Source organism: Coprococcus intestinihominis (assembly GCF_040096555.1).
Taxonomy (GTDB): Bacteria; Bacillota; Clostridia; order Lachnospirales; family Lachnospiraceae; genus Coprococcus_A; species Coprococcus_A intestinihominis.
Genome location: NZ_JBBMEK010000020.1, coordinates 1 through 25,884, shown reverse-complemented (window position 1 = coordinate 25,884; position 25,884 = coordinate 1). Strand labels below are relative to the sequence as shown.

Sequence of the window (25,884 nt, the reverse complement as noted above, 5' to 3'; positions counted from 1 at the left end):
AAATCGCTTGTTGTTCCCACATCAATAATCTTTCCAGCTTTCATAATCGCATTACGAGTTGCAATATATTCAATATCAGAAACAATATGCGTAGAAATCAACACAATACGGTCATGGGAAAATTCCGAAATGAAGTTTCTAAACCGTACTCTTTCTCCAGGGTCAAGTCCTGCTGTTGGCTCATCCATAACAAGAATTTTAGGGTCATTCAGCATGGCCTGTGCAATTCCTACACGACGTTTCATACCACCAGATAGTTGTGCAATTTTTTTTCGCTTCACATCAGAAAGGGTAAGAATATCCAACAGATAGTTGATTTTCTTTGTGGTTTCTCTGAGCGGCACATCCTTTAGTGCAGCAACATATTCCAGATAGTCTTTGACCGTAAAATCGCGGGAATAGCCAAAATCTTGTGGCAAAAAGCCAAAGATATTGCGATAATCTGCTCCCATTTTATGAATGTCTTTCCCATCCAAAGATATACGACCACTACTAGGTGTCATAATGTCTGCAAGTATTCGCATGAGAGTGGTTTTTCCAGCCCCATTTGCCCCCAATAATCCCCATACGCCAGTTGTTAATGTAAGGCTGACATCATCGACTGCAGTTTTATCTTTGAACTGTTTGCTGATGTGTTCAATCTTTAATTCCATAGGTGTACTCCTTTCTCTTAAACAAAAAACTGTCCTTGTTCAGTAACTATTGTACCGAACAAAAACAGTTTAATCTCAAAGATATGGAACAAAATCTCCTAAGAAATTCCTAAGATTTTACTTCTAAATGCCTAATCAGAAATGGGAAGCATAATCACAAAAGACACCATCTCATTTTCGCTAAACGCAGTAATGGTTCCACCATGTAATCGTATAATTTCCTCTGCAATCGACAGTCCTAATCCTACACCGCCTGTATCAGAAAGGCGGGCTTCATCCAAGCGATTGAATTTTTCAAATATGCCAGAAATTTGTTCAGGTTCAATAGTCCGTCCATGATTTTCAAAGTTTATTTGAACGCTATTACCACAACGCTTTGCAGTTATAATAATCTCTGTATTAGGATAGCTGTATGCCGCTGCATTTTTCAAAAGATTACTAAAAACCCTTGCCAGCTTTTCCGGATCAGCATATACAACTAAATCATCATCAACCGTAAAAGCAGCCGAATTGCCTTTTGCAGATAAAGAGGGATATATTTCATCAACTACCTGTGCCAACAAACACTGTAAGTCTACCTTTTCTTTCTTTAACGAGACAGTGTGTGCATTATATTTTGTAATTTCAAACAATTCATTGATAAGCTTTTCAAGTCGTTCAGCCTTACTTAATGCAATTTGAACATATTTTTCTTTCTGTTTTTCAGGCATATCCGGTGCTTCGTGGAGTAAACTTAAATATCCAATCACTGTTGTTAGGGGAGTGCGTATATCGTGGGCCAGATACATAACAATTTCATTTTTCCTATCCTCAGCTTCTTTTGCTACCTGTTTGCTTAACAACACAGACAGTTTAATCTGGTTAAGTTGTTCCTCTAATTCTTTAAGGGGATCAGACAATGCTACAGGATGATCATTCTGCTCATAAACTGTCTGTGTTGCGGAAATAACTTCATCCAAATATCCCCATGGTTTTTTCCAGAAGTAATTAAATATACATACAAAACCAATGATTAGATAGAAAATAAAAATCATATCTATACGCCAGTATAGCCATGATAAAATTTTGCTATCGAATTTCGGAAAAATGAATTGTGCCAAAATTTCCAGTCCTATACCAGTTACAGTATATAAAAATAGTACTAAATATAATTGTACTCCAAGCCGCTTTTCCGTAGTAAGTTGCTTTTTTTTCATAAGCACGCCTCCAATCAATTTAAAAATAAAAGAAGTGCCAACAGACCGATTATGAAGGTGCTCACAATTACAGCAATAACCAAAAATAATTTATCTGCTTTTTCTCGACTTTTTAGCAATCGAGCCACAATAGAATATAAAGCAATACCCAAAAGACCGCCTGCTGTGTTAGTAATCAGGTCGGTAATATCAGAACTACCAATAGCAAGTATATACTGTGTAATTTCCAGCAATAGACTTATTCCAGCAATTATCAATAATTTCAAATAGGATTTGCTCTTAAACAAAAGCATTTGCAGATATATGCCCATTGGGACAAAAATCAATAAATTTTCAAGAACTTCTTTTATGTGAAAATCTACTCCAATCTCTTTATCGTAATAAAATGGAATAATATTTATCTTTCTTACAGTGTCTAAATCATTGATATTGAATTGCAGCTTAAATAATATTATCCAAACCAAAAGTGCCAGATAAATCAAAAAAAGAACTGACACCCCAAATTTTCGCTTTCTTTTCATGGGTTCTCCTTTCAGATTTTATAACCTACTCCCCAAATTGTTTTGATATATTTCGGGGTATCAGAAGTATCTTTTAATTTTTCACGCAAATGTCGGATATGCACTGTGATAGTGCTGCTATTTTTTGAATAATATTCCTCTTTCCATACTGCATGAAATAAATATTCAATGCTTACAACCGTCCCGGCATTTTCCAACAAAACATTAAGAATTGAAAACTCGGTCGGAGTCAGCGACACATTCTCACCATCCAATAGACATTCATGTGTCTGCACGTTCAATCGTAATTTATTGTATGAAAGTTCTGGCTTTATTCCTTCTTCACTTGTAACGGATGAATATTTTTTGTAGCGTCGTAGCTGGGCTTTTACTCTGGCAACCACTTCCAAAGGACGAAATGGCTTTGTCACATAATCATCGGCACCTAATGTAAGTCCAGTAATTTTATCTGTTTCCTCAATTTTGGCAGTTAGCATAATAATGGGGTAAGTATATTTTTCACGAATACGCTGACATAAGGAAAAACCATTTATATCCGGGAGCATAATATCAAGAATAGCAAGATCTATATCGCCCTTTTCAATACAAGGTATTGCATCTTTAGCACAGTAATATTTATAAACAATGTAATTTTCATTTTGCAAATAAACTTCCAGTAAATTTGCTATATCCTTCTCATCATCTATAACTAATATTTTTTCGCACATACCATCATCACCCTCTTTCCATAATTTGAATTATAACAAATTTCCTTTATTTATTCATTATGATTTTCATTAAAAACTATTAAGATTTTCATAAGAACTTTTATATATACAAACACTTCTGCCTTTTCGTGCTATTTAATTATAATCCTATTAAGAATTCTTGATATCGTTATATAAAGCTCTATTACTTACCAGATGTTTTTTGTACAAGTCAACATCTATCTTAATTTCCTCTATAATTTTTTCTCTATCTTGTTATCCCATGTCCATTATCTTTCAAAGCAATTTTATGCTGACTGTCAGCCGCGGCATCCTTCTAAAATTGATTTTTAAGCTAAAAGGTATAAAAGCAAGCTAAAGTTTTCCCTTTCTTTTCTCAATATTATGTGTTAGTGATTTCATGAGATGTCACAAGATTGCTCACATCAGTTGACGCTCGTTTGGTTAACTTTCTGTCACCAGTCAGTTAGGCAATACCGCCTGTTTCCAGGCGGTACCTGCTTTATGAAGTTACCATCCTAAGCATCTCGTGTTCCACAACGAACTTGATCATATAATCATCGATCAATCGTTTCTGATTTTGAAACGCATACATCAAAGCTTTTTCACAGACACGGTTGATCATCCGTGGGATTCCTGCAGATGCCTTATGGATCTCATCCAATGCCTTGGTTGTAAATATCTCTTGCTTACATCCTGTACAGTGCATATCGATGCGTTGACGGATGACTAACTGTTTCTTCACACGCTTTCCTTTTGTATGCTGATGGCAGTATACAGGTTAATTCAGAGACAGGCAAGTAAATCAGTTGTTTGATGATTCATGAGGTCAACAACAATTATGGTATCTTTGTATTCCGAAAAAATATTCTGCATCTTTTCCTCCCACAACAGTCTTTTCTATATTTCTGTACAGTTTTACCATTTTAAATAAAAAACGCGGAAACAATAATATTTTATCATTCCCGCTAATTTTTCTCTTTTTCAACTTTATACTTTATGATGCCGATACATTGTGATATAAAAACGGTCAACGCTGTCAACGCAATCAAGGATAAATATTTTTTCATACCTAAAGCTGTACAACAGCCAGCAGCAATGAAAATAGCTCCTAGTATTTTACCTGTTACTTTTCGGCAATGTTCCTTTTCTTCTTTTTTCAACTCATGGTTAATGTTTTCTACAGGAGAAAGTTTCCATATACAAATGGAACTGACCAAAATAATCCCCCAAGCCACAAACAGCTCTAATGGATATTTGTTATTAATTTGCAAAATCATAACTTGAACAGTAACAGAGCATATAAAACAAGCCTTAAAGCTATTCAGATGTACACCACCAGCATAGGTTCTTAAAAACATAAAAACACCTGTAGACACAAGGAATTCTGGGATTGTATGCAAGTATATCGCTATACTCATACAGACGAATAGGCAAATTAACATCTCTAATCCAATCTGAAATCCATATTGATATACTGCATACAATTCCTCTGAAACTGCACCGGCATCAATAACGTATCTTGTTATTTTTTCCGATAATCTTCCCATGAAATTAAAGTTTCTTCATTTTTTTCAATGCTGCTGGCATCTTTGGCTGATGATAAATATAACAGCAAGCACTGTCCGCTGACATTTTACCAAGTTTCAGAGATAAATTTGCTAATACTTTTGCTGGCTGATTTTTTAAATTTTTAGATTTCATAATTAAAATCTCCTTTCATTTGTTTACCAATACATTACTACAAAAAATCTCCCATTCGGTTCTCTTGTAAAAAAACCGAGTATTGATGTAATTTTTCCCAAAAAGGCAGCAAAAAAGAAGCAATGTTTCTCCGGTTCTTTCTCAACATTGCCTCTTTTTTGCTGATGTATGTTTTTTTATATACCAATTCCATAAAATCAGGTTCTCTATCTTTTTCTTATATTTTCGTGTGTTATCTATTGTTTCTATATAATCGTAAGCTCCTGCTTTCAGTATAGAAAAAATATCCTGTATTGATCCCCCTTCGCTAATAGCAAGAATAGGCGTTAAATGCCCCAAACTCCCTTTTATTTTTATAATAGCCGCAAATGCCCTTTCCCTCTCTATTATCTCTTTAGTAAAATGGAAAATCACAACATCTGCCGTTGGATATCTATTGTTTTCCAACTGTTGATAAGTACACCATTTTAATTGGTGTTTTTTCCCAATAATCCTTTCAGTACTGTTATACAGTTTCTCATCATCACTAAACAGCAATATTTTCACGCTATCCATATATCAGTCCCCATACCGCATACCAAATTTATCTTTCCATTTTACCATTCTTTCCTTTCTCATTATTTTTTATGTAATTATTTCGAGTGTTCATGTAATTATTCCTGCACATTACTATATAAGACTATCCGAATTTTAAATTTTCCTGGTTCTGAATCCTCTATTACCACTGATCCATGATATTTTGCTACTGCCCGATACACAGAGGCTAAACCTACTCCATGATTTTCTGCATCTGACTTTGTAGATTTCAAGCGGTTATCTCTTGTTTTTAACAGCTTCCCTTTATAACTATTGTCTACGAACAATAATAGATTATTTTTATCAAATTTCATTTTGACATTTATATATCTATTTTCTTCAACCTTCTCTGCTGCTTCCACTGCATTTTCCAGTAAATTTCCCAATATCAGACTCAGATCAGCTCCTTTAAAAGGCATTATCATCGGAATACAAATATCCGTTTTAAAAATTATTCTTTTGTTTTGGGCAGTTACATACCAATATCCAATAAGTGAATCAATCACAATATTCCCACTATTCGATATTGAGGCAATCACCATACCGCCCTCTCCCATAATTTCTTCAATAAAACCTGTCATTTTTTCATATTCTTTATTTTCTGCATAAGCAAGAATGGAAATAAGATTATTCTTCATATTGTGTTTTATATCCCGCAACTGCAACATTGAAAGTTCTCTTTCTTGCTGATGACGTTCGCATAATTCCAGTTGCTGTTCATATACTGCTGCCATTCTCCTTAACCGCAAATCATCAGCCAACTTCATATAGACATAAAATATCAATATGTTCATACCAAGTAAAATAAGTACAGTAAATGTAGAGTTTATACGAGTACGTCCATTATTATTTGCAAATCCAAGCATAAATATATTGTTCATGATATAAATGCTTCCTGTTGGGATCAACACAAGTAAAATACTGTATCTGACCGGCAATTCCTTAATATCATCATCTGTGAACACTTTCTTTAATGCAAGAATTACTGCATTAAAAAATATTTTTGAAACGAAAGAGCCTACTTGGCGAACTGCAGCATATTGAGGGCAGTATGTTAGCAAAATATAGTTGCACAGGGTTTCCATCAACATCCAAATCGCATTAAAGGTAATTACAAATACACCTTTGTTCCACCATCTACCTTCATAAGTCATCATAACTGCCAAAAACGTAAACATAATCGTCACAGCAATATTGATGTAGGCAGGAAAACTAATAATCGTTGTTATTCCAAATTGCCAAATCACGAACAGCGTTATACCGATCACCGACAAATACCTTTTTCTCTTACGAGCAAAAAATATATCGAAATAAAAAAAGAATAAATATACTGCCCAAAGGCAAAGCAATATATCTATCCCACACATTAATACCCTATTCGTCCACATAAAACGTATCCTCCATAGAACAATATTGTTCACTAATTATCTTTCTCCGGTCTTCACTGATTGAAATTTTTTGTCCATTATCCATTACTACAGAATCATAAGATTGTCCGGATATATGTTTATAATTCACCAGAAAAGACTGATGAACTCGCAAAAAAGAAATTTTACATGTTTTAAGGGTTTCTTCAATCTCATTAAGTTTTCCGTACAGTTCAAGGATTTCTTGTTCCGTTACAATAAATATTTTTCGTTTGTTGCTTTCAAAATATAAAATATCCTTGATTGGTACTTTATGATTCATACGTTGATAACTATAGCGAAAATAAAAATCTTCACTATTAATGTCTTCATATACCGACTTAAAGCACTTTTCCATTATTTTATCTGTTACAGGTTTTACAAGAAACTGAAACGGTCTTACCTCAAAGGATTCCCTCATATAACTTTCATGGCTCGTAACATAAATAATTCGCACATTTTTATCGTATGTTCTAATTCTTCTAGCTGCCGAAATACCATCTTCTTTATCCATTTCTATATCCAGATAAATAACATCATACCTCTCACCTGCTGCGATAGCATCTGCTAAACTCTTTCCATTCCAGAATACTTCTATTTCAGTATCAACAAAATTTCTTTTAGCTATATCCTGGAGAAGTCTTTCGATTTTTCCAGTTATTTGAATATCATCATCACAAATTGCTATATTTAACATTCACTCCACTCTCTTCTGCATGTTTGCTGATTTTTTCTTCTCACTCGTTTTTTTTACTATTTGTATAATTGACCAAATCATCTCCTGATCACATGGATCTAACTCTTTATACACTTCCACTAAATCGTAATATTCGTCTAGTACTTCGTTCATTTTCATCTGCCCATTCAAATCTCTTTTTACATCTGAAACTCCCAGCAAATAATCTGTTGTTACATTGAAGTAAGCAGCAATCTTTTTCAGAATATCTACTTTTATTAACGTAACATCTCTTTCGTACTTACTCAACATTTGCTGTGTTATCCCTAATTCTACTGCAAGGATTTCCTGTATTAACCCTCTTTTCTCACGTAATTGTTTAATACGACTTTCCATAATTGCCTACCTCTTAATCATGTTGTACTATCATGCTACCCTATTTCATTCATAGCGATACAAATAATAGAAGTAATCAATTACGCAAAATATGCAAAATACGAAGACGAGCAGTGCAATCGCACTGCTCAAATCTTATTCATGTAGCCATATAAATGATGTTGTTGCGGAATATATTTCCTGATAAATAATATCCGCCATTTCACTTTCAGAAGCTTCTTTATTTTTTTCTCCTATTTCTCTTCCCACTTCATTGTTATGTAAGTCCATATCTCTATGTGCTGTTTTTGGATATCCGTCTGATTCTGTTCCTGTAACATCTTTGTCTTCATGAGCAGTTGCAAATAACTCTGCTCTTTCTTTTCCTATTAAAACAGTCATTTCAGCATTCCAAATTCCATGACGAAAAGCATCACTTCTATTTCCTAAACCATTTGTCCCAAATTTTGCCTCTGTCTGCGAAGTAGCAATATTTTTTGCTTTATTTACCTTTAGGGCATCAAAAGGATAACGAATACATAGTTTCTTTTCTGAATCTGTAAGCGCATTCCAAATATCTATAATCCCCCTTTCCACATCTTGATGATTGGCTTCCAAAAAAGACATGAGCATTTCTTCTGAATAATCTGGGTGAGTAGCCTTAATGTTCTGGATTTCTGCAATCAATTTTTCAAAATCCCTTTCTTCTGCACCAATCAAATCACTTCTTTGCTGGTCATTTTCGCTTGCCATAACAGAGAATGGAAAAGCCATTATCACCACCAGCATTAGGCTGAATACTTTAAATAGTTTCTTCATAGAATATACCTCCGATCTCATATTATGATTATATTTTACCATATTTAATGTACTATCCCATCTACATGTAATTTTTTCGATTCCCTGTGTAATAATTCCCATAGAGGCATTTTCAAAAAAAAGAATGGCAGTATTAAACAACCGCCATTCCACTCTTCATATACTTTTTACCACAGTAAAATGCAACCAAACCTGTATCTTCCAAATTTACCCATTTTTAGCATTTTCTATCTTTATTTCACTTCTATTTTTACTGTTCCTGAAAAATCATTACCTACAATCCCGATATAATTACTGCCATCTGGTAATGTTATTGTATTTTCATAAGTACCTGTTGTTTTTATTAAAGTTTTAGGTTCATTGCTACCAGAAATAATGAATATTTCAGCTTCTCCTTTTGTTATTTCTAGGTTACAAAACAATTCAACCTGCTTCCCTGCCGCTCTTTCTATTGTTGTTCCTCCAAAAAGATATTCTGTATCAGAAAATTTTTTGTACTCTGCTTGATATGTCCCCGTATAATAATCTTCCCCATAATCTCTTTTCCCTTGCAGGTTTATATCATTGGTTAATTGTACTTCTCCCACCTTTTCGACTACTGCATTATATTTTTCCAACACCTCCTCTTTTGAACACCCAGACAATAACAAGCAAAACATTAGAATAAAGAAACAACTTTTTTTCACTTATAACCACCCTTTCTTTGGTTTGACTTTTTTTGTTTTTGTACGAGTTTTTTTGTTCTCCTTTTCTTTCATTGTTGCGACTAAAATTACAGAAATAGCGACAATAATTATCAAGCTACATAAACACAATGGAAAACTCCATTGTACGGATGTATCATAACTTCTATACCCAATTAATCCCAGACTTGCAGTAATAGGATATATATTAGCCAATGTCATATTTCCTGCTGCAAACATACCTCCATATCCATACACAAAAGCAACAATGACACCTATCATAAAGCCGCCTGATAGTCTGCTTGTTATAACAATAATTGGTAATACCGCTAGATACAAAAGTAAATTTTCCAATGTTATTTGTACTAGCCCTTGGATTACCAAATTTACTGTAAATCCAGGAAAACCAACTATACACTCTGCAATTAACGTAAATATCGTACAAATAAGCCCAAATAATATTGATAACATTGCACATACAATAAGTTTTCCTACCAACAACTTTTTAAATGAAATTGGAATGGTAATAATATTCTTCAAAACATCGTCTTTTTCTTCCCGCGATATAATATATCCAGCAATCAAAGCTATGCACATTGGGAAAATCATTGACATATTATTTTTGATTACCTGCTCTATTAAGTATCGAAAATCCCATACAGATCCATCATTAGCCATAGAAGTAAAAAGTGTCAATAGAACAGAGAGTAGCATAAGAGCTATCCCCGCCCATATAATATGATAACGTTTTAATTTCAATAATTCTGTTTTTACAATAGTCCTCAATTTTATTCCCCCCTTTTCTTGTACAAACAGTCAATTAATAGTATTGAAATTCCTGCCATAATCCCAAGAATTAATATTACTTGAAAAGTTGAAGGAATTAATCCATTCATTTGTACAAGGTTCATATTAATTCCATGTCTTTTCATATCTCCAGCACTCCAAAATGTTGTAAGCGGCGTAGGAAGTAACCATAATATTGTCTTTGGTAATGCATCGAAAAGTGCTGTTGCACTCATATTTAAAACGCTATAAAAAATACATAATAAAACAGAGAAAACATAAGTACGACTAAAAAATACCACTATAACAATCAATGGTAATGTTCCTGCGGTAATAAATATTCCTGTTTCAACCGCCAGAAATATTTTGTATCCTAAACCGTATACATCTAACGTAAACATACCAACCAGAACTGTTGCTACCGTTGATGCTATGCAAAATACAACGCCTATAATAAATAGCACTATAATTTTTGCTGTAACTACTTGCGTACTGGATAGTGGGATTGTTTTAATATTTTTAAATGTATCATTATCACGTTCAATAAAAAACAACATAGCAGCTACTACTCCGATAATACAGGGTAATAAAAATTGGATTCCATACCCCAATACCATATTAAATAGTCCGTCAAATGCGTCCGCTTTATCAATATATTGCTCCATCATAGCTGGTGTTGTCATTAAATAAGCCAATGGAAGCGGAAACATAAATGCAGCTAAAGTTACTAAAAGAATAAACTTTTTTCTTTTCAGTTTTTGAAATTCAACCTTAACTAATTTAAGCAATTCCTTCACCTCCGGTCACCCTTTTAAAATAATCTTCCAATGTTTCTTCGCATAAATGAACTTCTGTAATTTCCAATCCTTGCTTTACAAAAACATAAGTAATTTCTGATCTAGGGATTGTTGTATTATATAATTGAAGTCTATTTTTATCACATATTTGAAAATCATCACATTCAAATTCTTTTCTTAAAATTTCCGCTGCGCGCTGGCTATCCGATACCATAAAATTGACATAGCGACTATTTTTTTTCGCCAATTCTTTCATACTTTCTTCTTCAAGTAAAATTCCCTTATCAATAATCCCTATATCATCTGCCAGTAATTCTATCTCTGATAATATGTGACTAGAAATCAAAATAGTTTTTCCCTGAACATCACATAACTCTCTAATAAACGAACGTACCTCTGCAATACCTATAGGATCCAAACCATTAATAGGCTCATCTAATATCAGCAAATTGGGATTGTGCATAACTGCCAATGCAATGGCCAGTCGTTGTTTCATCCCAAGTGAATATTCCGCAAATAACTTTTTATCACGATAGGGCAAACCGACAACTTCCAAAGCATCTCTTACACACTTACTTTTATTTAATCCTCTAAGCTCCGCAAAAATACGAAGATTTTCAGTCCCAGTCAAATTAGGATAAAATCCTGGTGATTCTATTAAACTACCTATATGCGGTAAAATATCTTTACTATTGGTTTCCATACTTTTCCCAAATATTTTTATGTTTCCCGATGTCGGTTTTGTTAATCCTAACAGCATTTTCATTGTAGTCGTTTTTCCTGCTCCATTACGTCCCAACAGTCCATAAATTCTTCCTTTTTTCACATGCAAGTTCATTGCAGAAACACTCTTTTGCTCTCCATACTGTTTTGTTAAATTATTGGTTTGAATAATATATTCACTCATTTTTTTATACCTCCTTTTTTTATACTGTAATTATATACCAACTACATTGAGATTTCCTTGAAGTAACCTTGAGGTAACCTTGAGATTTTCCTCTTTCTCTATACTTCTTTTTCCACAAGATGTATAATAATTTAAACTATAAAATTTTAGGAGATAAAAATATATGTATGATAAATTTATACTTATCGTTGATGATGAACAAGAACTACTCACCCTTATTAAAACAATATTTGAAAGAGCAGGCTATACAAAAATAATGACCGCAACATCTGGAGAAATGGCTTTACAAATAATAAGAGAAACTCTACCTGACATGGTTATTCTTGATGTTATGTTACCTGGTATGGACGGATTTGAGGTATTGCAAGAAATCAGAGCCCTCAGTAAACTTCCGGTTCTTATGCTGACCGCCAAAGATGCAGCCGAAGATCGTTTTTCTGGTTTTGAATTGGGAGCAGATGATTATTTAATCAAACCATTTTTGCCTAAAGAACTATTGTTACGTGTTCAAGCTATTTTAAAAAGAAGTTATCCTACAGAGAAACGAATTATAGAATTAGAAAATTCTTTTATAGATATTGATAAGGCAGAAATACATCGTGAAAATAAAATTATTCCTTTGACTGCTAAAGAATACAATATATTATTAAAACTTGTAGATAATGCCAATCACATTGTAACAATAGGAACTCTTTGCCAAACTGCTTGTGGTGAAATGTGGCAAGGGTATGAAACTACCCTCATGACACACATTCGGCATCTTCGAGAAAAAATCGAAAAAAATCCTTCTTCTCCTGTTTCACTGCTAACAGTTAAGGGGCTAGGATATAAATTGCTAGTGAAAGGAGTAAAATAATGAAGCTTGCCAAGCGTTTTTTTAAAAAATATCTTCTTTCCACCCTTATTATATTGATTTTATTTTTTGTACTAAATATTATTTTAATATGTGGGACTTTACTCATGGCATGGAATAATTCTACTGATCCAGATATACCCGTCCAAACCATTAGCAAAAATATCACGCTCAATGTAGATGGAACAATTTCTTCTACTGATTATATAGAAAATATTCTAAAAAATAAAAGTGCCTGGGCGATGATTTTAAACGAACAAGGAAATGTCATTTGGGAAAAATTTTTACCCGAAGAATTGCCAAGAACCTATTCAAATTTACAAATAGCCAAGTTTAGTCGGTGGTACTTACAAGAATATCCTGTTTTTATCCAAGAACATTCTGCCGGCTTATTGGTTATCGGGTGCGAACCTAATAGTATAACAAAATACAATTTTTCAATAGATATTAATTATATTCACAGCCTAATAGTCGGTATCTTTTTAATGATTTGTTTTAATATATTACTGATATTTATATTATTCTGGCGTAATACACATAAAATAGAAAAATCTATAGTGCCAATCATTGACGGTATTGACTCTATTGCTCAGGGAAAACCCATTACCCTTTCAGAAACAGGTGAACTTTCAAGTATAAATGCTGAACTAAATAAGGCTGGAAAACATCTTCTACAAAAAGAACAGGCGCGTGCCGAATGGATTAATGGTGTTTCGCATGATGTCCGGACACCTCTTTCTATTATTTTGGGATATGCTTCTGAAATCGAAAAAAATGAAGATGCTTCGCAACCTGTACAACTACAAGCAAGTATAATTCGTAAACAAAGCGAAAAACTCCGTAGCCTAATCGCAGATTTAAATTTAACTTCAAGACTAGAATACTCTATGCAGCCTTTAATAAAAACCAGTTTTTCTCCTGTGGAAATTGCCCGCCAAGTAATCATTGGCTTTATGAATGGACCAATAGACAACAAATATTCTTTTGATTTTCATTCATCATCTGATACGATTCCAGTATTGATCAAAGGAGATACGGAACTTTTTTCAAGAATGCTAAGCAATCTAATTCAAAATTGTATTAATCATAATCCTCATGGTTGTGAAATAACAGTTGAAATTTTAAAAGAAAATGATACCTGTATTATTTCCGTCATTGATAATGGTGGCGGTATGACTTCTACACAAATAGAAAAAATGAATAGTGGTATTTTTCCTAATAATATGTACAATTCAAATGGGGAGTCTGTTCATGGATTTGGTCTAAAATTGGTTTACCAAATATTAACCGCCCATAACGGAAATATCAAATATGAAAATATACTTCCTCATGGCTTAAAGGTCATATTAGAGATACCTATTGAACATATTGATCCGTATGAAGAAAAGATCTCTTAAAAGAACAGGTGAAAGCCATTATCTGACTTTCACCTGTTCTTAATTATTTACACTATCATAATATGCGCCCTTTAACTGAAGTAGTTCCACATGTGTTCCGGATTCAATTATTTTTCCTTTTTCAACTACGTATATTGTATCAGCATCTTGTATGGCATTCAGTCTATGTGTAACTACAATCTGGGTAATATGTAGTTGTTTCAAATTATTACATATTCTTCGTTCTGTAAGAGGATCTAAGTTGCTTGTGGCTTCATCAAAAATAATAACTTCCGGTTTCAGTGCCAATGCTCTTGCTATAGCAATACGCTGTTTTTGTCCTCCTGAAATGTTCTGTCCATTTTCTCCCACAAATGTATTAAGTCCCAATGGGAATTTTTCTATATCATCTTTCAGTTCTACTAAATCTAAATAATGATATATTTCCTCATCTGTCAACGTATTTGTAATATCCACGTTTTCTCTAATTGTTCCATTCATTGCCATTGGAACCTGAGTAACTATGGCAAATATCCGATCTATATCCTCTTTGCATATTTGTTTTATATCTTCCCCGTTTACTAAAATTTGTCCTTGATAATGAGAAAAGACGTTCAATAATAATTTTGTAATTGTAGTCTTTCCACTTCCTGAACTTCCTACAAATGCTATCTTCTCCCCCTTTTTTAGCATCATACTAACATTCTCTACATCTGGCTTCGTGCTTCCATAGTAAGAAAATGTTACTTGCTGCATTTCCATAGACTCAAATGAATTAATATGCTGAGTACCATTTTTACGGTTAGATTTATAATTCATTAACTCTTTTAAACGAATCATTGTTTCCTTTAAAACATTAATTTGAGGTACCACCAAAGATAGAGTTTGAAATGGACCTGTAAAATATCCGGCAAGTGTGACAAAGGCTATTAACGTTCCTAATTCCAACCTATTATCACAAACCAAGTATCCTCCTATAACGTAAAGTATCAATGAAGAAGCTATTGAAAAAGCCCCCACCACCGACTCCATAATATCACTTATTTGTACACGCTCACGTAATCTCTTAATTAAATGCTTATAATCCTGTTTCAGACTATCACTCAGCATATTCTCTATTCTCATGCACCTTATTTGCTGGATATTAGTCAAAGTTTCTACCATTCGTGCCTGTAATGCACTCTGATCTGCAATATAATTTTTAACCTTTATTCTAGCTTTTTGATTTAAAATCATTACTATTGTTATCTGTATAACAGTCATTACTATTATAACTGCAAACAATGGTATTGACTGTGTTATCATCATTATTCCGCAAAAAACAGCAGTAACCACATCTATCACTGTTGAAATTAGAGCTGTTGATATAAATTCGTATATATCACTGACACTATTAAAGCGATTTTCAATATCTCCTGATGAATGGCTTTCAAAATAACTTAAATCAATATCAAATATTTTATTCAGCATTAAAAATATAGTATCTTTGTATATATTATTCTGTAAAATAAGTATTACCCTTTTTTTAGCTAAATTTGCAAGTAAATAACTTAATGCCACTGATAATATCAGTAACGCATATTTTACAAAATTGAAGCCTAATGTATCATACGTTATTTCATTGACTATTTTTTTTATAATGAGCGGTGGAATCAATATAATTCCCTGTGTAACCAACGTTAGAATACTTGCCAGAAATAATTTGCTTTTATTTATAGGTATAAGAAAAGACTCACGTTTCTCACGTTTATAATTCTTTTCTGTTGGTCGAACACATACAAGTACATCTAAAAAATTCTTTTTAATATATGAATAATCAACCTTTTCTTTTCCTTTTAAAGGATCTAAAAGTATATATTTCCCATATTTTTTCTCCGCAACTACAACATAATGATTTTCTTTTGAACACATGATAATCGGTAAACATTTTATCAAATTTTCTTCGGTTTCGTAGTTTCCATACGCCTTGAATGAAAAATTATGTTCTTCCGTAATTTCTTTCATTTTTGCTAAAGACATACCATTTCTTCCAATACTTGTTGTAGCTTTTAATTCACTAATATCTATCTTATATTTATAATATTGGAAGATCATTGTCAATGCTGCTATACCACAGTCTGTTGTCCCCATCTGGCGAATCAATGGCACACTTTTTTTGTGCATAAATACACCTCCCTAGTATAATAAATTAGTATTGGAAATAATAAATTCTATTATTTCCAATACTATCATTTTAGACTTCCAGAGCAATTACACAAGGTAAATCTTTTTTTATATCTCGCAGCAAAGAATATCCCATGCCACATAGTCCTGTCATAAATCCTTGCAATTTATATCCATATAGATACGCATTATCGCAATCAAATACACCATTACATACATTCTCAGCAATAATATCACGAATATCTACATAATATTTTTCTATCTTTTTATCTGAATGGTCTTTTAAATATTCAAATAAAATTTCTGTATTACCTAAATTACCATGACATAGACAATTGTTTCCTAAAATTCCCTCTTTTAATATTGTATTCACTGCTACTTTTATATCATTTTCTATCAAATCCGAATACCGCCCATTCAATATGACATTTACTTTAGATCGGCTAAGCAATATGCCTGCAGCGCCATGACACCAAGCAACGGTAAAACTTCCTCCATCAGATGCTTTTTCTCCTGCATATACCCTTTCGTCTTTCCAATTTCCTTTTTCTTTCACAAATAAAGAATTTTCAAATTTAATGCCATCGAGCAGTGATAATAAATACTCCTCTTTCTGAGTCACCTGCCATAGTTTTGCCAGTGCTAAAACTATTCCAGATGCTCCATGTGAAAATCCCGCTAACGGCGAAGTTCTTCCATCTCCATTCCATCCGCCTTTAATAGAGCCTTCCTTTTCCTGAGCATTTACTATTATATCTCCTGCTATTTCTGCCGAAGCGATATACTCTTTATTTCCAGTTAGCTGATACATATTGATCAATGTAATAACTGCGCCTGCATTACCATAGACAAGATCAAAACTGTTATCTCTGGTAATCGCTTTCTTTAATATTTTATAGTGCTTTTTTGCATAATCCAAATATTTTTCTTTATTTGTAATTTTATACAGTACCTCATAAGTGTACATTATAGACGCTTCTCCACCAAAGGCGCCACTGCTTTCATTTTCTATTCCCTCATTTCGTTCACACATCTCATCTGTGTATGTAAATAATTCCTTTTCAATCGCATTGCGTATAATAAGGTACTCCTTTTGGGGATCAACAGCATACAATGCGTTAAAGAAAATTGCTAGCCCAGACATTCCTTCATATAAATAGGTACCAAGTGGTCTTATATCCCATGAGCAGTCATCTTCATTTCCTATTAGAGTAACACCAATCCAATTAACTTCTGTTCTATCTTTATTAAAAACAGCAGTTTTTATAAGAGAATCAGCCAATTTCTGAACAGCTTTTAACAGATGAGCCTTATTTTTTTCTCTGTGCGGAATCATTTTCATTTGTTGAAGCTCTATCTTTTTATCCTCAACCTGAAATTCGTTTATCTCTGTCAGAATAATATTCATGAACATTAATTGCCTTTTTAAATCATCTTCATCTAACAATACTATCTTTTTCTTTAAGTGTTCCAAACTGGTATATTCAAAATAGTCTTCGATTTTCTCACCTTCTGATCCGAAAAGAGATTTACCTGATGTATTGAGATAAAAATATGGAATGTCCATGTTTAACATGTCTTTTATCTCACATTTCACAACACCTTTATCTCCTTGTGTAGCTTCATACTGTTTAAATAAACTACACAAAAACATTTGTCTATCTCTTCCATCTTGCATAAAATCCGGATGAAAAGATGTGTGTAATAACATAGAATATCTTTGGGTATCCTGAACTAAATGGCGAATATTTAAATTACCAAACATGTCGGCATATTCAAGAAACTTTTCTTTATTCTCCAAAACATATTTATACGCATCTTCAAATCCTGCATTTATTTCTTTTAGATAATGAAATGCTGATACATTTTCTCCATCTAATTTAACAAGATTTTGATTTACTCCAGTTGTAGGATGTTCATATACAAATCTCATATTTGAAGTACATAAATCCGCTATTTTAGGAATAACTATAGGATATTCCTTTCCCTCACTACCTTTAATTGCACTCATATCTACGCCTTGGCCCAAATTTGAAAACCTATAGTGTGGCAATAAACCTGAGTATAATACTGACTCATGAAGGATATAATTTATTTCCTCCTTTGCAGAATTTGTTCTCCCTCTTCTACGGTTATCTAGTATAGTTTCTGCATCTATAATAATTGGATATTCTCCTGCGGCAATCACATTTTCTTCATGTAAATCATTTGTATTAAGAATATAACTACCGAAAATCAATATTCCAAATCTATAAAAATACCGTCTGATTTCATCCTCTGTTTTACAACTTTTATAATATACAAATTCCTCCCAACCATACTCCTGACAATCTAATATTTTTGGTTCATACATCTCATATTTACAACCAGCATTTATCTTTCCCAGAAAATCGAAATACACTTTTTCAATTTTTAACGAACGTGGTTTATACACAATTTTAGTGCCATTATCCAACTTAAGAATACTTACCCCATTCCCTTTTTTATGAGAATCCGAGATATTAGAACTTATTTCAACTACATTTTTAAATTCTAAACCTCCACAAAATTTATTCGCAATTTCATTTTTATCTTTATTAAGTCTTTCTAATAAAAGTACATAATAAGAAGATAAGTTTTCTACGGTTTCTGTAACTGAACGTAGTAAACATGGATATATATTGAAAAGCTCCTGTTTATACGATTTCTTACTTAAAAAATTATTATTATAATAATCGTATTCTTCCTCTGAATTTCTTCCATTCAGTTTTCCCGTCTTCTTACAAAGATACATTTCAAACATTAATATTCCAAGACTGATCTTCCCTAATCTCTCTAATAAGGTATTTGCGTATGTATCTATAATAGAATCCGTCCAAAAAAGACTTGTTCCATTTTTTAATATGTCTATTCCGTAATTGATTAAAGGTATAAAAAAATTATCAAATGCCAATTTTTCTCCTTTGAATCCGGAATAGTTATAATTGATTGGTTTTTCAAATAATTCTATTTTTACCTTTTCCATTTCTGACATCACGTGATTGTTTTCACATACATAATTTTCAGAATTTAAAACTTTTACTAAATCAATACCATAACATTTCTCAGCAACTCTTAATGTATCTTCTCCTAAAATCTTTTTCCAATATTCAAATATATCTTTTTTATTTTCTGCTTCTGATGTTGTATAACTTCTTTCTGTAAAATATGATGCTCTCTCAGTATTCATGTTCTTAAACACCCCATTCTGCTTTCCATTTCAACTCACAATTCGTATCTGTACTGCACAAACTTCAATTAACGCTTACCCTCTTTATCAACACCTGTGTTTATTTCTTAGGGCAGCAAGGTTTCAGCAAAGTACCAAAATAGCATTCTGCTGTACTTGTACATAAAACTCCGCCGGAATTTCTGGTTTCACCAGCTCCTGCTACAAATTTGTTTAAATCTGCTTCCTGCAGCTCCATCATAACGTTACCAGCCGGATTGCTAAAGTTTTCTTCTCTTGTAATAGGATTTCTCATTTCACTCATAATTATTTCTCCTTTCATAAATCAATTTTGTACAGTACAGATACTAATTCTAAATTGAAATGGTTGAATTATTTTCTTCTGTTCCTTACATTTTAGATAATACACCTTTTATTTCTTGAAATTTTATTCATGTAATAAAATCGACTGTCTATGTAATTTTTGTTAGAATATTAATAGTTTTATTTTTTCACATCTTCCATATAAAAATATTACTGTCTACCAACGTAACCGTTCAAAACAAAAATCTTTTCTACAATGTCAAAAGCGGATATGCGCTAAATCGCATATCCGCTCCAAATTCTTTCAAACCGCAAATAATATTTCCCTATATATTCTCTGCAACTCTCATAATATTCAATTATCCCACCATATTTTTCGATATTTGCTAGGTGTCCTCCCATACTTCTGCTGAAACGCCTGGTTAAACGTCCTTTGGCTTTCAAATCCGAATTCAAGATAAATATCCATAATCCTTTTATCTGTATTTTCCAGCAGATTGGAATAATAATGATGTAATATTCATCACCAAAAATGATTATCAAATTTCAACAAAAAGATGTAAATAATATCAAATACACCGTCTACCTTTTACCTCAATTTTTTTAATCAATCTTATTTCCGCTTACCAACATTTTCTTTTTTTAAAATTTTAGAAGTTTTTACAAGTGCTTCTATTAAAGTTAAACCTGTCAGAATTACAGCAACTCCCATCATAAATAATGTCCATGCTTTGCCCTTATCAAAGGTTACCAAAATAGCTATCGCAGCTACAGGCATGTTTATATATCCTAAACTTGTTGCCCATTGAATAAAAAAGTTCGGCCAAAACTTTTTCTCTTCTTCCACTTCATTCACTGTTTTCACTTTTTTGGCGAAATAAAGCATACAGACTATAGATACAGCTATCAGTATTATTTTCCATACACAATTAACTTTCGTTTCCTCTGGTGGAAAAAAGGTATCTATCATGATAACTGCTATTCCAATGATAAATGCTATTTCACTATACAATCCTGAATAAGCGGAATCTTTCATGTCATTTACTTTTTTCTCTAAAGCAGTAATTACAGATTGGTGATACTGTTTTGCACTTTTCTTATTTCCGTTCATGTAATAAATCCTCCATTAATAATAACATACTATTTCATCTCAATTATATCTCCCAAAAACTATAACTTTTTCAACCGATACCCCACATTGACCAACGTTTCGATAATATCATGCCCCATCTTTTTTCTTATCTTCCATATCACATATTCTACTGTTCTGTATGGTATCTGATCATCATGATAATGAATACCCCATACAGAATGATAAATATTTGTCTTTGGCATTACCCAGTTTGGCTTTAAAGCCAGTAGATATAAAACTTCAAATTCCCTGGGTGTCAGGTCTATCTCCTTTCCTTCGTAGATAACCTGATAGGACATTGGATTTAACTGTAATTTCCCGTTGCCCAACACTACATTCTCTTTATATTCTGGAAAAACATACTTCATGTGTATGCCTCCTCTTGATTTGTAAATTCAACTTTTCTCATTCCAGAAAGAAATACTGGACGAAAAATCCCCGTCCAGCACTTCTTCAATTATCAGTTATTTTAATGCACTCTCTATATCCTCCGCTGCTTTCTATAATTTGAAGATACTCCTGGAGCTTTTCAGATTGGATATTTTCCTTTTCTGTAAGTGAATTGAATTAGAAAGCAACTTGTTTTTATGCAGCTTAGCGGATTTCGGATATTGCTCTGCAGTTCCGCCCGCATAGTACGATAATCATTTTCTATATCCAGTGTCCTTGTTACTGCCCTCTCACAAATATCCAGCAGTTGCTTGATACACTCTGCTAATTCCTGCACTGAATCATTCAAATACCGTCAGCCTGCAAAAGGCTGACGGCAAAAAAGATATCATATCACTATAAACTATTTTTAAATAAATTTTAATCTGGCCAATCCAAATAAGAAGACTCAACCAAGCTACTACCACTGGCTTTAAAAGTATCTAAAAATGTACAATCTTTTGATATATTCAAACCTTCCCATAAATAATTAATAGTACCTTTCATGTGAATTTGTACAAATTGTTTATTGCTTGATATATCCGTCCAAGAATAATTAGGTTCCCAACTGCCGAGTGTAAAACCTGTATCATAGGAACTGCCTACTAGTGAAACGCTTGAAATCCGAGAAGAACTTACATTAGCTGTAAAATCTTGTTTAATATACCCCCAACCGATTGCAGGAATCATACTTTCTACGCTTGCAGTATAAGATCCTGTTGCCCTTGCCATATTAGAGCGCTCTATAAGTTTCACCTCCATATTCTGCATAGCATTCTTCATCATTTTAACATATGATTTTACTGATTTTTCTATTTCTTCCACGCTCATATCGCTCCTGCTAGGTGAGATATAAACATTTTCAAAAACAACCCCAACTCCATTTGCTTCTGCCCAAGTATTAAGTTCTTGCTCAATATATTTGTTTGGCTCAAACTGATTTTCATCATTTGAAGCATATACTGGAATAGTCACTAAAAACATTGTACATAATATCATAATAATACCAATTACTTTTTTTATATTCTTATTCTTCATTTTTATACCTCCTGTATATTTTGCGGTAGCATTTTAAAAACAATATATAAAACGTATATATAATTATAATATTTAAAAGAAAATTGCCTATTGAAAAATGAATAGATATAATTTGTTGAGTATTTATATGGATAGAATAAAATTTATATGGAAAACCTAACAATAATAAATTTTTCTCTATCTTTTGGGTTAATGGAATATATGGAATACACATTACGATCCCTATTACAATAAACAATTCCTTAATCTTAAAATATTCTTTCAAAGCTTTCGCCTCCCTCATACTTTTAGTCTATATAATCAATTAGAACATCGGAATCACCTTCTTTTCTAAAATAATTACTGCATCCAAATTCAATTTATATTTTTATCTCATCATTTATCTGATTTAACAACAGTCTTCTATATATATCATTATTATTAAATAATTCTTCATGTGTTCCGCTTCCACATATTCTTCCCTTTTGTAATACAACAATTTTATCTGCACATTTTATTGTCGAAAATCTGTGAGCTGCAACTATAGTTATTCTCCCCAACATCAATCGTTCTAATGCTCGTTGAACAGATTTTTCAGTACAACTATCTAAATTTGCGGTTGCCTCATCTAGTAGCAATATTTCTGGGTTTCTAATCATCGCACGTGCTATAGCAATTCTTTGTTTTTGTCCTCCCGACAGTTTAACACCTTGTTCACCAACGTCTGTATTATACCCCTTTGGCAATGAACTAATAAATCTATTCAACTCTGCCTTTTCTAAAGCACTTAATACATTTTTTTCATTATAGCTATCAAGCCCATAAGTTAAATTATCTAAAATAGTTCCTGACATAATTGGTGATTCCTGTTGAACGTATGCTATTTTTCCTCTCCAATCATTCATAGGTATATTCCTAACATCTATTCCTTCATAATAAATATTCCCTTTGTCTTGTTCATAAAATCTCTCTATCAGTGAAAAAATAGTAGATTTTCCAGATCCGCTTTCTCCAACAATTGCTAAAGTCTCTCCTTTTTCAATGAAAAAACTGATACTGCAAAGAGTATTCTTTCTATCTGAATACCGAAAAGAAATATTATCTAATACTAATCCACAATTGCATTTTTGATCGGAAATTATAATCTCTTTTTTAATCTTTTTCTCCACGATTTCTTCATTTAAAATTTTACTAATTCTTTCCATCGCACCACAGCTTCTATTCAATTGACCTACAAATGCCGTCAATCCCATACAAGGTGTTGCAATTTGGAAAAGATAATATATAATTGCAACAAGGCTTCCCGCCGATAAACTCCCATTTGATACTCTCACACTTCCATATCCAAATATAAGAATTAGTAAAAGGAAGATCAACATTGTTGTTAAAGGTTGAACTAAAGCAGTTATCTTTCCACCTTTAATACCTATATTAAATAACTCTTTCGTTAATAATTTTCCTCTTTCTTCTTCTTTTTCTTCAGCTATACATGTTTTCACTAACCGAATATTAGTTAAAACATTGTTCATTCTCGCCTGATATTCTCCTGTCTTATTTTGAAAATCTCTTGAAATCCTATATAATTTTTTATTTAAAGGACTAATTGCAAAAACTGTTATTGGAACTAATCCAACCATAATTGCTGCCATTTTCCAATCAACTGCAAAAATTAAAATTATAGAGCCTATTATAGATATAGCACCTGTAATTGCACTCAAAAAATCATTCGTTATAAACTCACTAATTACCATAGTATCGTTTGTTATCCTGCTCATTATTTCGCCTGTTTCTGTTCTATCGAAATATTCAATTGGTAAATGCAAAACTTTACTCCATAAATCATCACGCAATTGCATAATAATTTTATGAGCCATCCAAGACATCAAATACAACACTCCTACCGAAAATATTACTTGTAGCAAAATAATAAAAGCAATCCAACAAATTTTTTTCCACTCATAATAATTTCCACTACTAATATCTATAGTATTCATTACTGCTATAGGCATATATAATGTACAAAAAACTTGACTAAATATTAAAAATAGCAATATACCTATGTTTTTTTTAAGTGGCAGGTATTTTCTTAACAATTCCCAAAACTTTTTAACATTCAATTCGTTTTTCATCTATCTTATTCCCTTTTCCTATAAACCAGAATATCAGAAAAATAAATACAAAGATAAAGATATAGTCCATTAAATTACTATTTCCTTTTATAATCAAATATTCTCCATCTAATACATTTCTTGTATTTGCTATAATAGTTTCATACATATCATTCTTAGATCGTAAAACGACATCAACTACTCCAAATACCAGCGTTGCAATAAGCGAAAATATCATACTTGAAATGTATAAACTATTCCCACGTAATTTACTTACTTTCTTACTTTTAATTAAATATAAATATACGGCTGCTGTTAGTAATCCTGGTACAAACAGTACTCCATATAGTGTAAAAATGTTCATTGATGAATATCCCCAAAATACTGCTATGCTCCCTAATACTCCTAATGCAATTTCTAAAATCCATAAAATAATATTTTTCCTCATCTTTTCTACCTCTCTTTACAAATATATGCACCACAAATTATACATAAAGTGTACCACCATAGGCGGGTATAATTTTTTTGTATATATCCTTAATACAGCAAGTATTATGCCTGCTGGAAATCTATACACTAAATTACTTAAGAAATCTCCTCCCGTATGTAGTGCAAACCCAAAAATTATAGCACTGACAATAACCACATAATATTTTTTACGAAACAACTGTGATAATAAGTAAAAAATAATTCCTCTCATTAAAATTTCTTCAGATATACTAACAAATAGTTGTTGACTTACAACTTCAGTAAAAATCTTCAAGTTTCCTTTTGTTATAAATAAGAAAACACTAAAAATCACAGCGCTAATTAAAAAAATACTATCTGTTATACCAATTTTTGCTATTCCTATTTCTGAGATTTTAATATTATGTTGCTTTTTTAGTACATAAAATGGCATAATCACAAAACTGATAACGAGTGACAAAATACTTGCCAGCTCCTCCATATTTCCTTGAAAAGCCAAATTTAAGAATAAAAAGCAAAACATACATAAAAAGTTACTCAGAACAATAATACAAACTATTTCTATAAGTAATTTTTCTTTTTTATCCATAACTTATATCTCCTAATAAGAAAAAGGGGAAGTTTAACCTCCCCCTCCTCTTGCTGTCATAATTCTTACCAGCCCTTTTTATTTCCGTATCCTGCACATAATCCTAATACAGGACCAAAAGACCAGCAACCTGCATTTGCTTTCCCACTCTTAAAGATCATACTTACGTCCTCCTTTCTCAGAAATTTATATAATTATAAAAACTATATACTTGTATATTGTGCAAAAAGATTATCATAAAATCGTTTTGCTGCTAAGCAATAAGGATCTCTTTTTTTCATATCGCCTGTAAATAGATATGCTCGTCCCCTACATGCTCCACCACATAAATTTTTGTATTCACAAATTCCACACTTGGTGCTAGAATATAAATAGTACAAGCCAAAATGAGAAATTCCAAATACACATAAGCATGATACAATAGAGGCATGC

The 25,884-nt window shown here is 32.4% G+C and carries 29 protein-coding genes; 2 read left to right on the top strand and 27 right to left on the bottom strand.

Features of this window, described 5'->3' with window-relative positions; all coding sequences use genetic code 11:
• The 16 genes from WMO25_RS03060 to WMO25_RS02985 all read right to left on the bottom strand — a co-directional run.
• The coding region (locus WMO25_RS03060) for an ABC transporter ATP-binding protein (RefSeq protein ID WP_349084023.1) at nucleotides 1-653 on the bottom strand (653 nt) is incomplete at its 3' end.
• Nucleotides 654-784: 131 nt separating this feature from the next.
• Nucleotides 785-1,849, bottom strand: coding sequence for a sensor histidine kinase (locus WMO25_RS03055; protein WP_349084021.1), 1,065 nt, complete (start codon nucleotides 1,847-1,849; stop codon nucleotides 785-787).
• Between the two features lie 14 nt (nucleotides 1,850-1,863).
• On the bottom strand, nucleotides 1,864-2,370 hold the full coding sequence (locus tag WMO25_RS03050) for a VanZ family protein (RefSeq protein WP_055056054.1): 507 nt from the start codon (nucleotides 2,368-2,370) through the stop codon (nucleotides 1,864-1,866).
• An 11-nt stretch (nucleotides 2,371-2,381) separates the two neighbouring features.
• On the bottom strand, nucleotides 2,382-3,077 hold the full coding sequence (gene vanR / locus WMO25_RS03045) for a VanR-ABDEGLN family response regulator transcription factor (RefSeq protein WP_055056055.1): 696 nt from the start codon (nucleotides 3,075-3,077) through the stop codon (nucleotides 2,382-2,384).
• Between the two features lie 502 nt (nucleotides 3,078-3,579).
• Complete coding sequence (locus WMO25_RS03040; RefSeq protein ID WP_055056056.1) at nucleotides 3,580-3,822, bottom strand: hypothetical protein; 243 nt, start codon at nucleotides 3,820-3,822, stop codon at nucleotides 3,580-3,582.
• 223 nt (nucleotides 3,823-4,045) lie between these two features.
• Nucleotides 4,046-4,627: an accessory gene regulator ArgB-like protein gene (locus tag WMO25_RS03035; protein WP_117689887.1), complete on the bottom strand. Its 582-nt coding sequence runs from the start codon at nucleotides 4,625-4,627 to the stop codon at nucleotides 4,046-4,048.
• A gap of 4 nt (nucleotides 4,628-4,631) precedes the next feature.
• A complete protein-coding gene (locus WMO25_RS03030; protein ID WP_118340036.1) occupies nucleotides 4,632-4,781 on the bottom strand; it encodes a cyclic lactone autoinducer peptide in 150 nt (49 codons plus the stop codon).
• Nucleotides 4,782-4,922: 141 nt separating this feature from the next.
• Complete coding sequence (locus tag WMO25_RS03025; RefSeq protein ID WP_026648511.1) at nucleotides 4,923-5,336, bottom strand: hypothetical protein; 414 nt, start codon at nucleotides 5,334-5,336, stop codon at nucleotides 4,923-4,925.
• Between the two features lie 98 nt (nucleotides 5,337-5,434).
• Nucleotides 5,435-6,745: a sensor histidine kinase gene (locus WMO25_RS03020; RefSeq protein WP_117689886.1), complete on the bottom strand. Its 1,311-nt coding sequence runs from the start codon at nucleotides 6,743-6,745 to the stop codon at nucleotides 5,435-5,437.
• On the bottom strand, nucleotides 6,732-7,460 hold the full coding sequence (locus WMO25_RS03015; protein WP_026648513.1) for a LytR/AlgR family response regulator transcription factor: 729 nt from the start codon (nucleotides 7,458-7,460) through the stop codon (nucleotides 6,732-6,734). The genes WMO25_RS03020 and WMO25_RS03015 overlap by 14 nt, the downstream gene beginning before the upstream one ends.
• Nucleotides 7,461-7,835, bottom strand: a complete 375-nt coding sequence (locus WMO25_RS03010) for a helix-turn-helix domain-containing protein (RefSeq protein ID WP_055056059.1) — start codon at nucleotides 7,833-7,835, stop codon at nucleotides 7,461-7,463. It lies immediately after the preceding gene.
• Between the two features lie 135 nt (nucleotides 7,836-7,970).
• Nucleotides 7,971-8,633, bottom strand: coding sequence for a DUF6973 domain-containing protein (locus WMO25_RS03005; RefSeq protein WP_117689885.1), 663 nt, complete (start codon nucleotides 8,631-8,633; stop codon nucleotides 7,971-7,973).
• Between the two features lie 233 nt (nucleotides 8,634-8,866).
• Complete coding sequence (locus WMO25_RS03000; protein ID WP_117467776.1) at nucleotides 8,867-9,292, bottom strand: hypothetical protein; 426 nt, start codon at nucleotides 9,290-9,292, stop codon at nucleotides 8,867-8,869.
• 27 nt (nucleotides 9,293-9,319) lie between these two features.
• Nucleotides 9,320-10,102: an ABC transporter permease gene (locus WMO25_RS02995; protein ID WP_117689884.1), complete on the bottom strand. Its 783-nt coding sequence runs from the start codon at nucleotides 10,100-10,102 to the stop codon at nucleotides 9,320-9,322.
• A 2-nt stretch (nucleotides 10,103-10,104) separates the two neighbouring features.
• A complete protein-coding gene (locus WMO25_RS02990) occupies nucleotides 10,105-10,890 on the bottom strand; it encodes an ABC transporter permease (RefSeq protein WP_117689883.1) in 786 nt (261 codons plus the stop codon).
• Nucleotides 10,883-11,806: an ABC transporter ATP-binding protein gene (locus WMO25_RS02985; RefSeq protein WP_055056064.1), complete on the bottom strand. Its 924-nt coding sequence runs from the start codon at nucleotides 11,804-11,806 to the stop codon at nucleotides 10,883-10,885. Before WMO25_RS02985 ends, WMO25_RS02990 begins: the two co-directional genes overlap by 8 nt.
• Before the next feature lie 163 nt (nucleotides 11,807-11,969).
• Here WMO25_RS02985 and WMO25_RS02980 point away from each other — a divergent pair, with 163 nt between their 5' ends.
• Together WMO25_RS02980 and WMO25_RS02975 are read left to right on the top strand one after the other, a co-directional pair.
• Nucleotides 11,970-12,662, top strand: coding sequence for a response regulator transcription factor (locus WMO25_RS02980; RefSeq protein WP_055056065.1), 693 nt, complete (start codon nucleotides 11,970-11,972; stop codon nucleotides 12,660-12,662).
• A complete protein-coding gene (locus WMO25_RS02975; RefSeq protein WP_117689881.1) occupies nucleotides 12,662-14,056 on the top strand; it encodes a sensor histidine kinase in 1,395 nt (464 codons plus the stop codon). Before WMO25_RS02980 ends, WMO25_RS02975 begins: the two co-directional genes overlap by 1 nt.
• 39 nt (nucleotides 14,057-14,095) lie before the next feature.
• Here WMO25_RS02975 and WMO25_RS02970 read toward each other — a convergent pair whose 3' ends face one another.
• The 11 genes from WMO25_RS02970 to WMO25_RS02920 form a co-directional block, all read right to left on the bottom strand.
• Nucleotides 14,096-16,198 (bottom strand): peptidase domain-containing ABC transporter, encoded by a 2,103-nt coding sequence (locus WMO25_RS02970; protein WP_055056067.1) that lies wholly within the window; start codon nucleotides 16,196-16,198, stop codon nucleotides 14,096-14,098.
• A 70-nt stretch (nucleotides 16,199-16,268) separates the two neighbouring features.
• Nucleotides 16,269-19,406 carry a type 2 lanthipeptide synthetase LanM family protein gene (locus tag WMO25_RS02965; protein WP_147417366.1) on the bottom strand — a complete coding sequence of 1,046 codons (3,138 nt, stop codon included), beginning with the start codon at nucleotides 19,404-19,406 and terminating at the stop codon, nucleotides 16,269-16,271.
• Between the two features lie 100 nt (nucleotides 19,407-19,506).
• Nucleotides 19,507-19,710, bottom strand: a complete 204-nt coding sequence (locus WMO25_RS02960; RefSeq protein WP_055056069.1) for a plantaricin C family lantibiotic — start codon at nucleotides 19,708-19,710, stop codon at nucleotides 19,507-19,509.
• 354 nt (nucleotides 19,711-20,064) lie between these two features.
• On the bottom strand, nucleotides 20,065-20,229 hold the full coding sequence (locus WMO25_RS02955; RefSeq protein ID WP_081019425.1) for a helix-turn-helix domain-containing protein: 165 nt from the start codon (nucleotides 20,227-20,229) through the stop codon (nucleotides 20,065-20,067).
• Between the two features lie 93 nt (nucleotides 20,230-20,322).
• Nucleotides 20,323-20,820 (bottom strand): hypothetical protein, encoded by a 498-nt coding sequence (locus WMO25_RS02950; RefSeq protein ID WP_118340032.1) that lies wholly within the window; start codon nucleotides 20,818-20,820, stop codon nucleotides 20,323-20,325.
• A gap of 59 nt (nucleotides 20,821-20,879) precedes the next feature.
• On the bottom strand, nucleotides 20,880-21,209 hold the full coding sequence (locus WMO25_RS02945) for a winged helix-turn-helix domain-containing protein (protein ID WP_117689876.1): 330 nt from the start codon (nucleotides 21,207-21,209) through the stop codon (nucleotides 20,880-20,882).
• Between the two features lie 442 nt (nucleotides 21,210-21,651).
• On the bottom strand, nucleotides 21,652-22,308 hold the full coding sequence (locus WMO25_RS02940) for a hypothetical protein (RefSeq protein WP_118340028.1): 657 nt from the start codon (nucleotides 22,306-22,308) through the stop codon (nucleotides 21,652-21,654).
• A gap of 359 nt (nucleotides 22,309-22,667) precedes the next feature.
• Complete coding sequence (locus WMO25_RS02935; RefSeq protein WP_118340024.1) at nucleotides 22,668-24,416, bottom strand: ABC transporter ATP-binding protein; 1,749 nt, start codon at nucleotides 24,414-24,416, stop codon at nucleotides 22,668-22,670.
• Nucleotides 24,394-24,843, bottom strand: a complete 450-nt coding sequence (locus WMO25_RS02930) for a hypothetical protein (RefSeq protein WP_118340022.1) — start codon at nucleotides 24,841-24,843, stop codon at nucleotides 24,394-24,396. The genes WMO25_RS02935 and WMO25_RS02930 overlap by 23 nt, the downstream gene beginning before the upstream one ends.
• 15 nt (nucleotides 24,844-24,858) lie before the next feature.
• A complete protein-coding gene (locus tag WMO25_RS02925; RefSeq protein ID WP_118340020.1) occupies nucleotides 24,859-25,452 on the bottom strand; it encodes a CPBP family intramembrane glutamic endopeptidase in 594 nt (197 codons plus the stop codon).
• A gap of 203 nt (nucleotides 25,453-25,655) precedes the next feature.
• Nucleotides 25,656-25,884 (bottom strand): SPASM domain-containing protein (locus WMO25_RS02920; protein ID WP_349084014.1); only part of this gene is annotated, 229 nt, incomplete at its 5' end.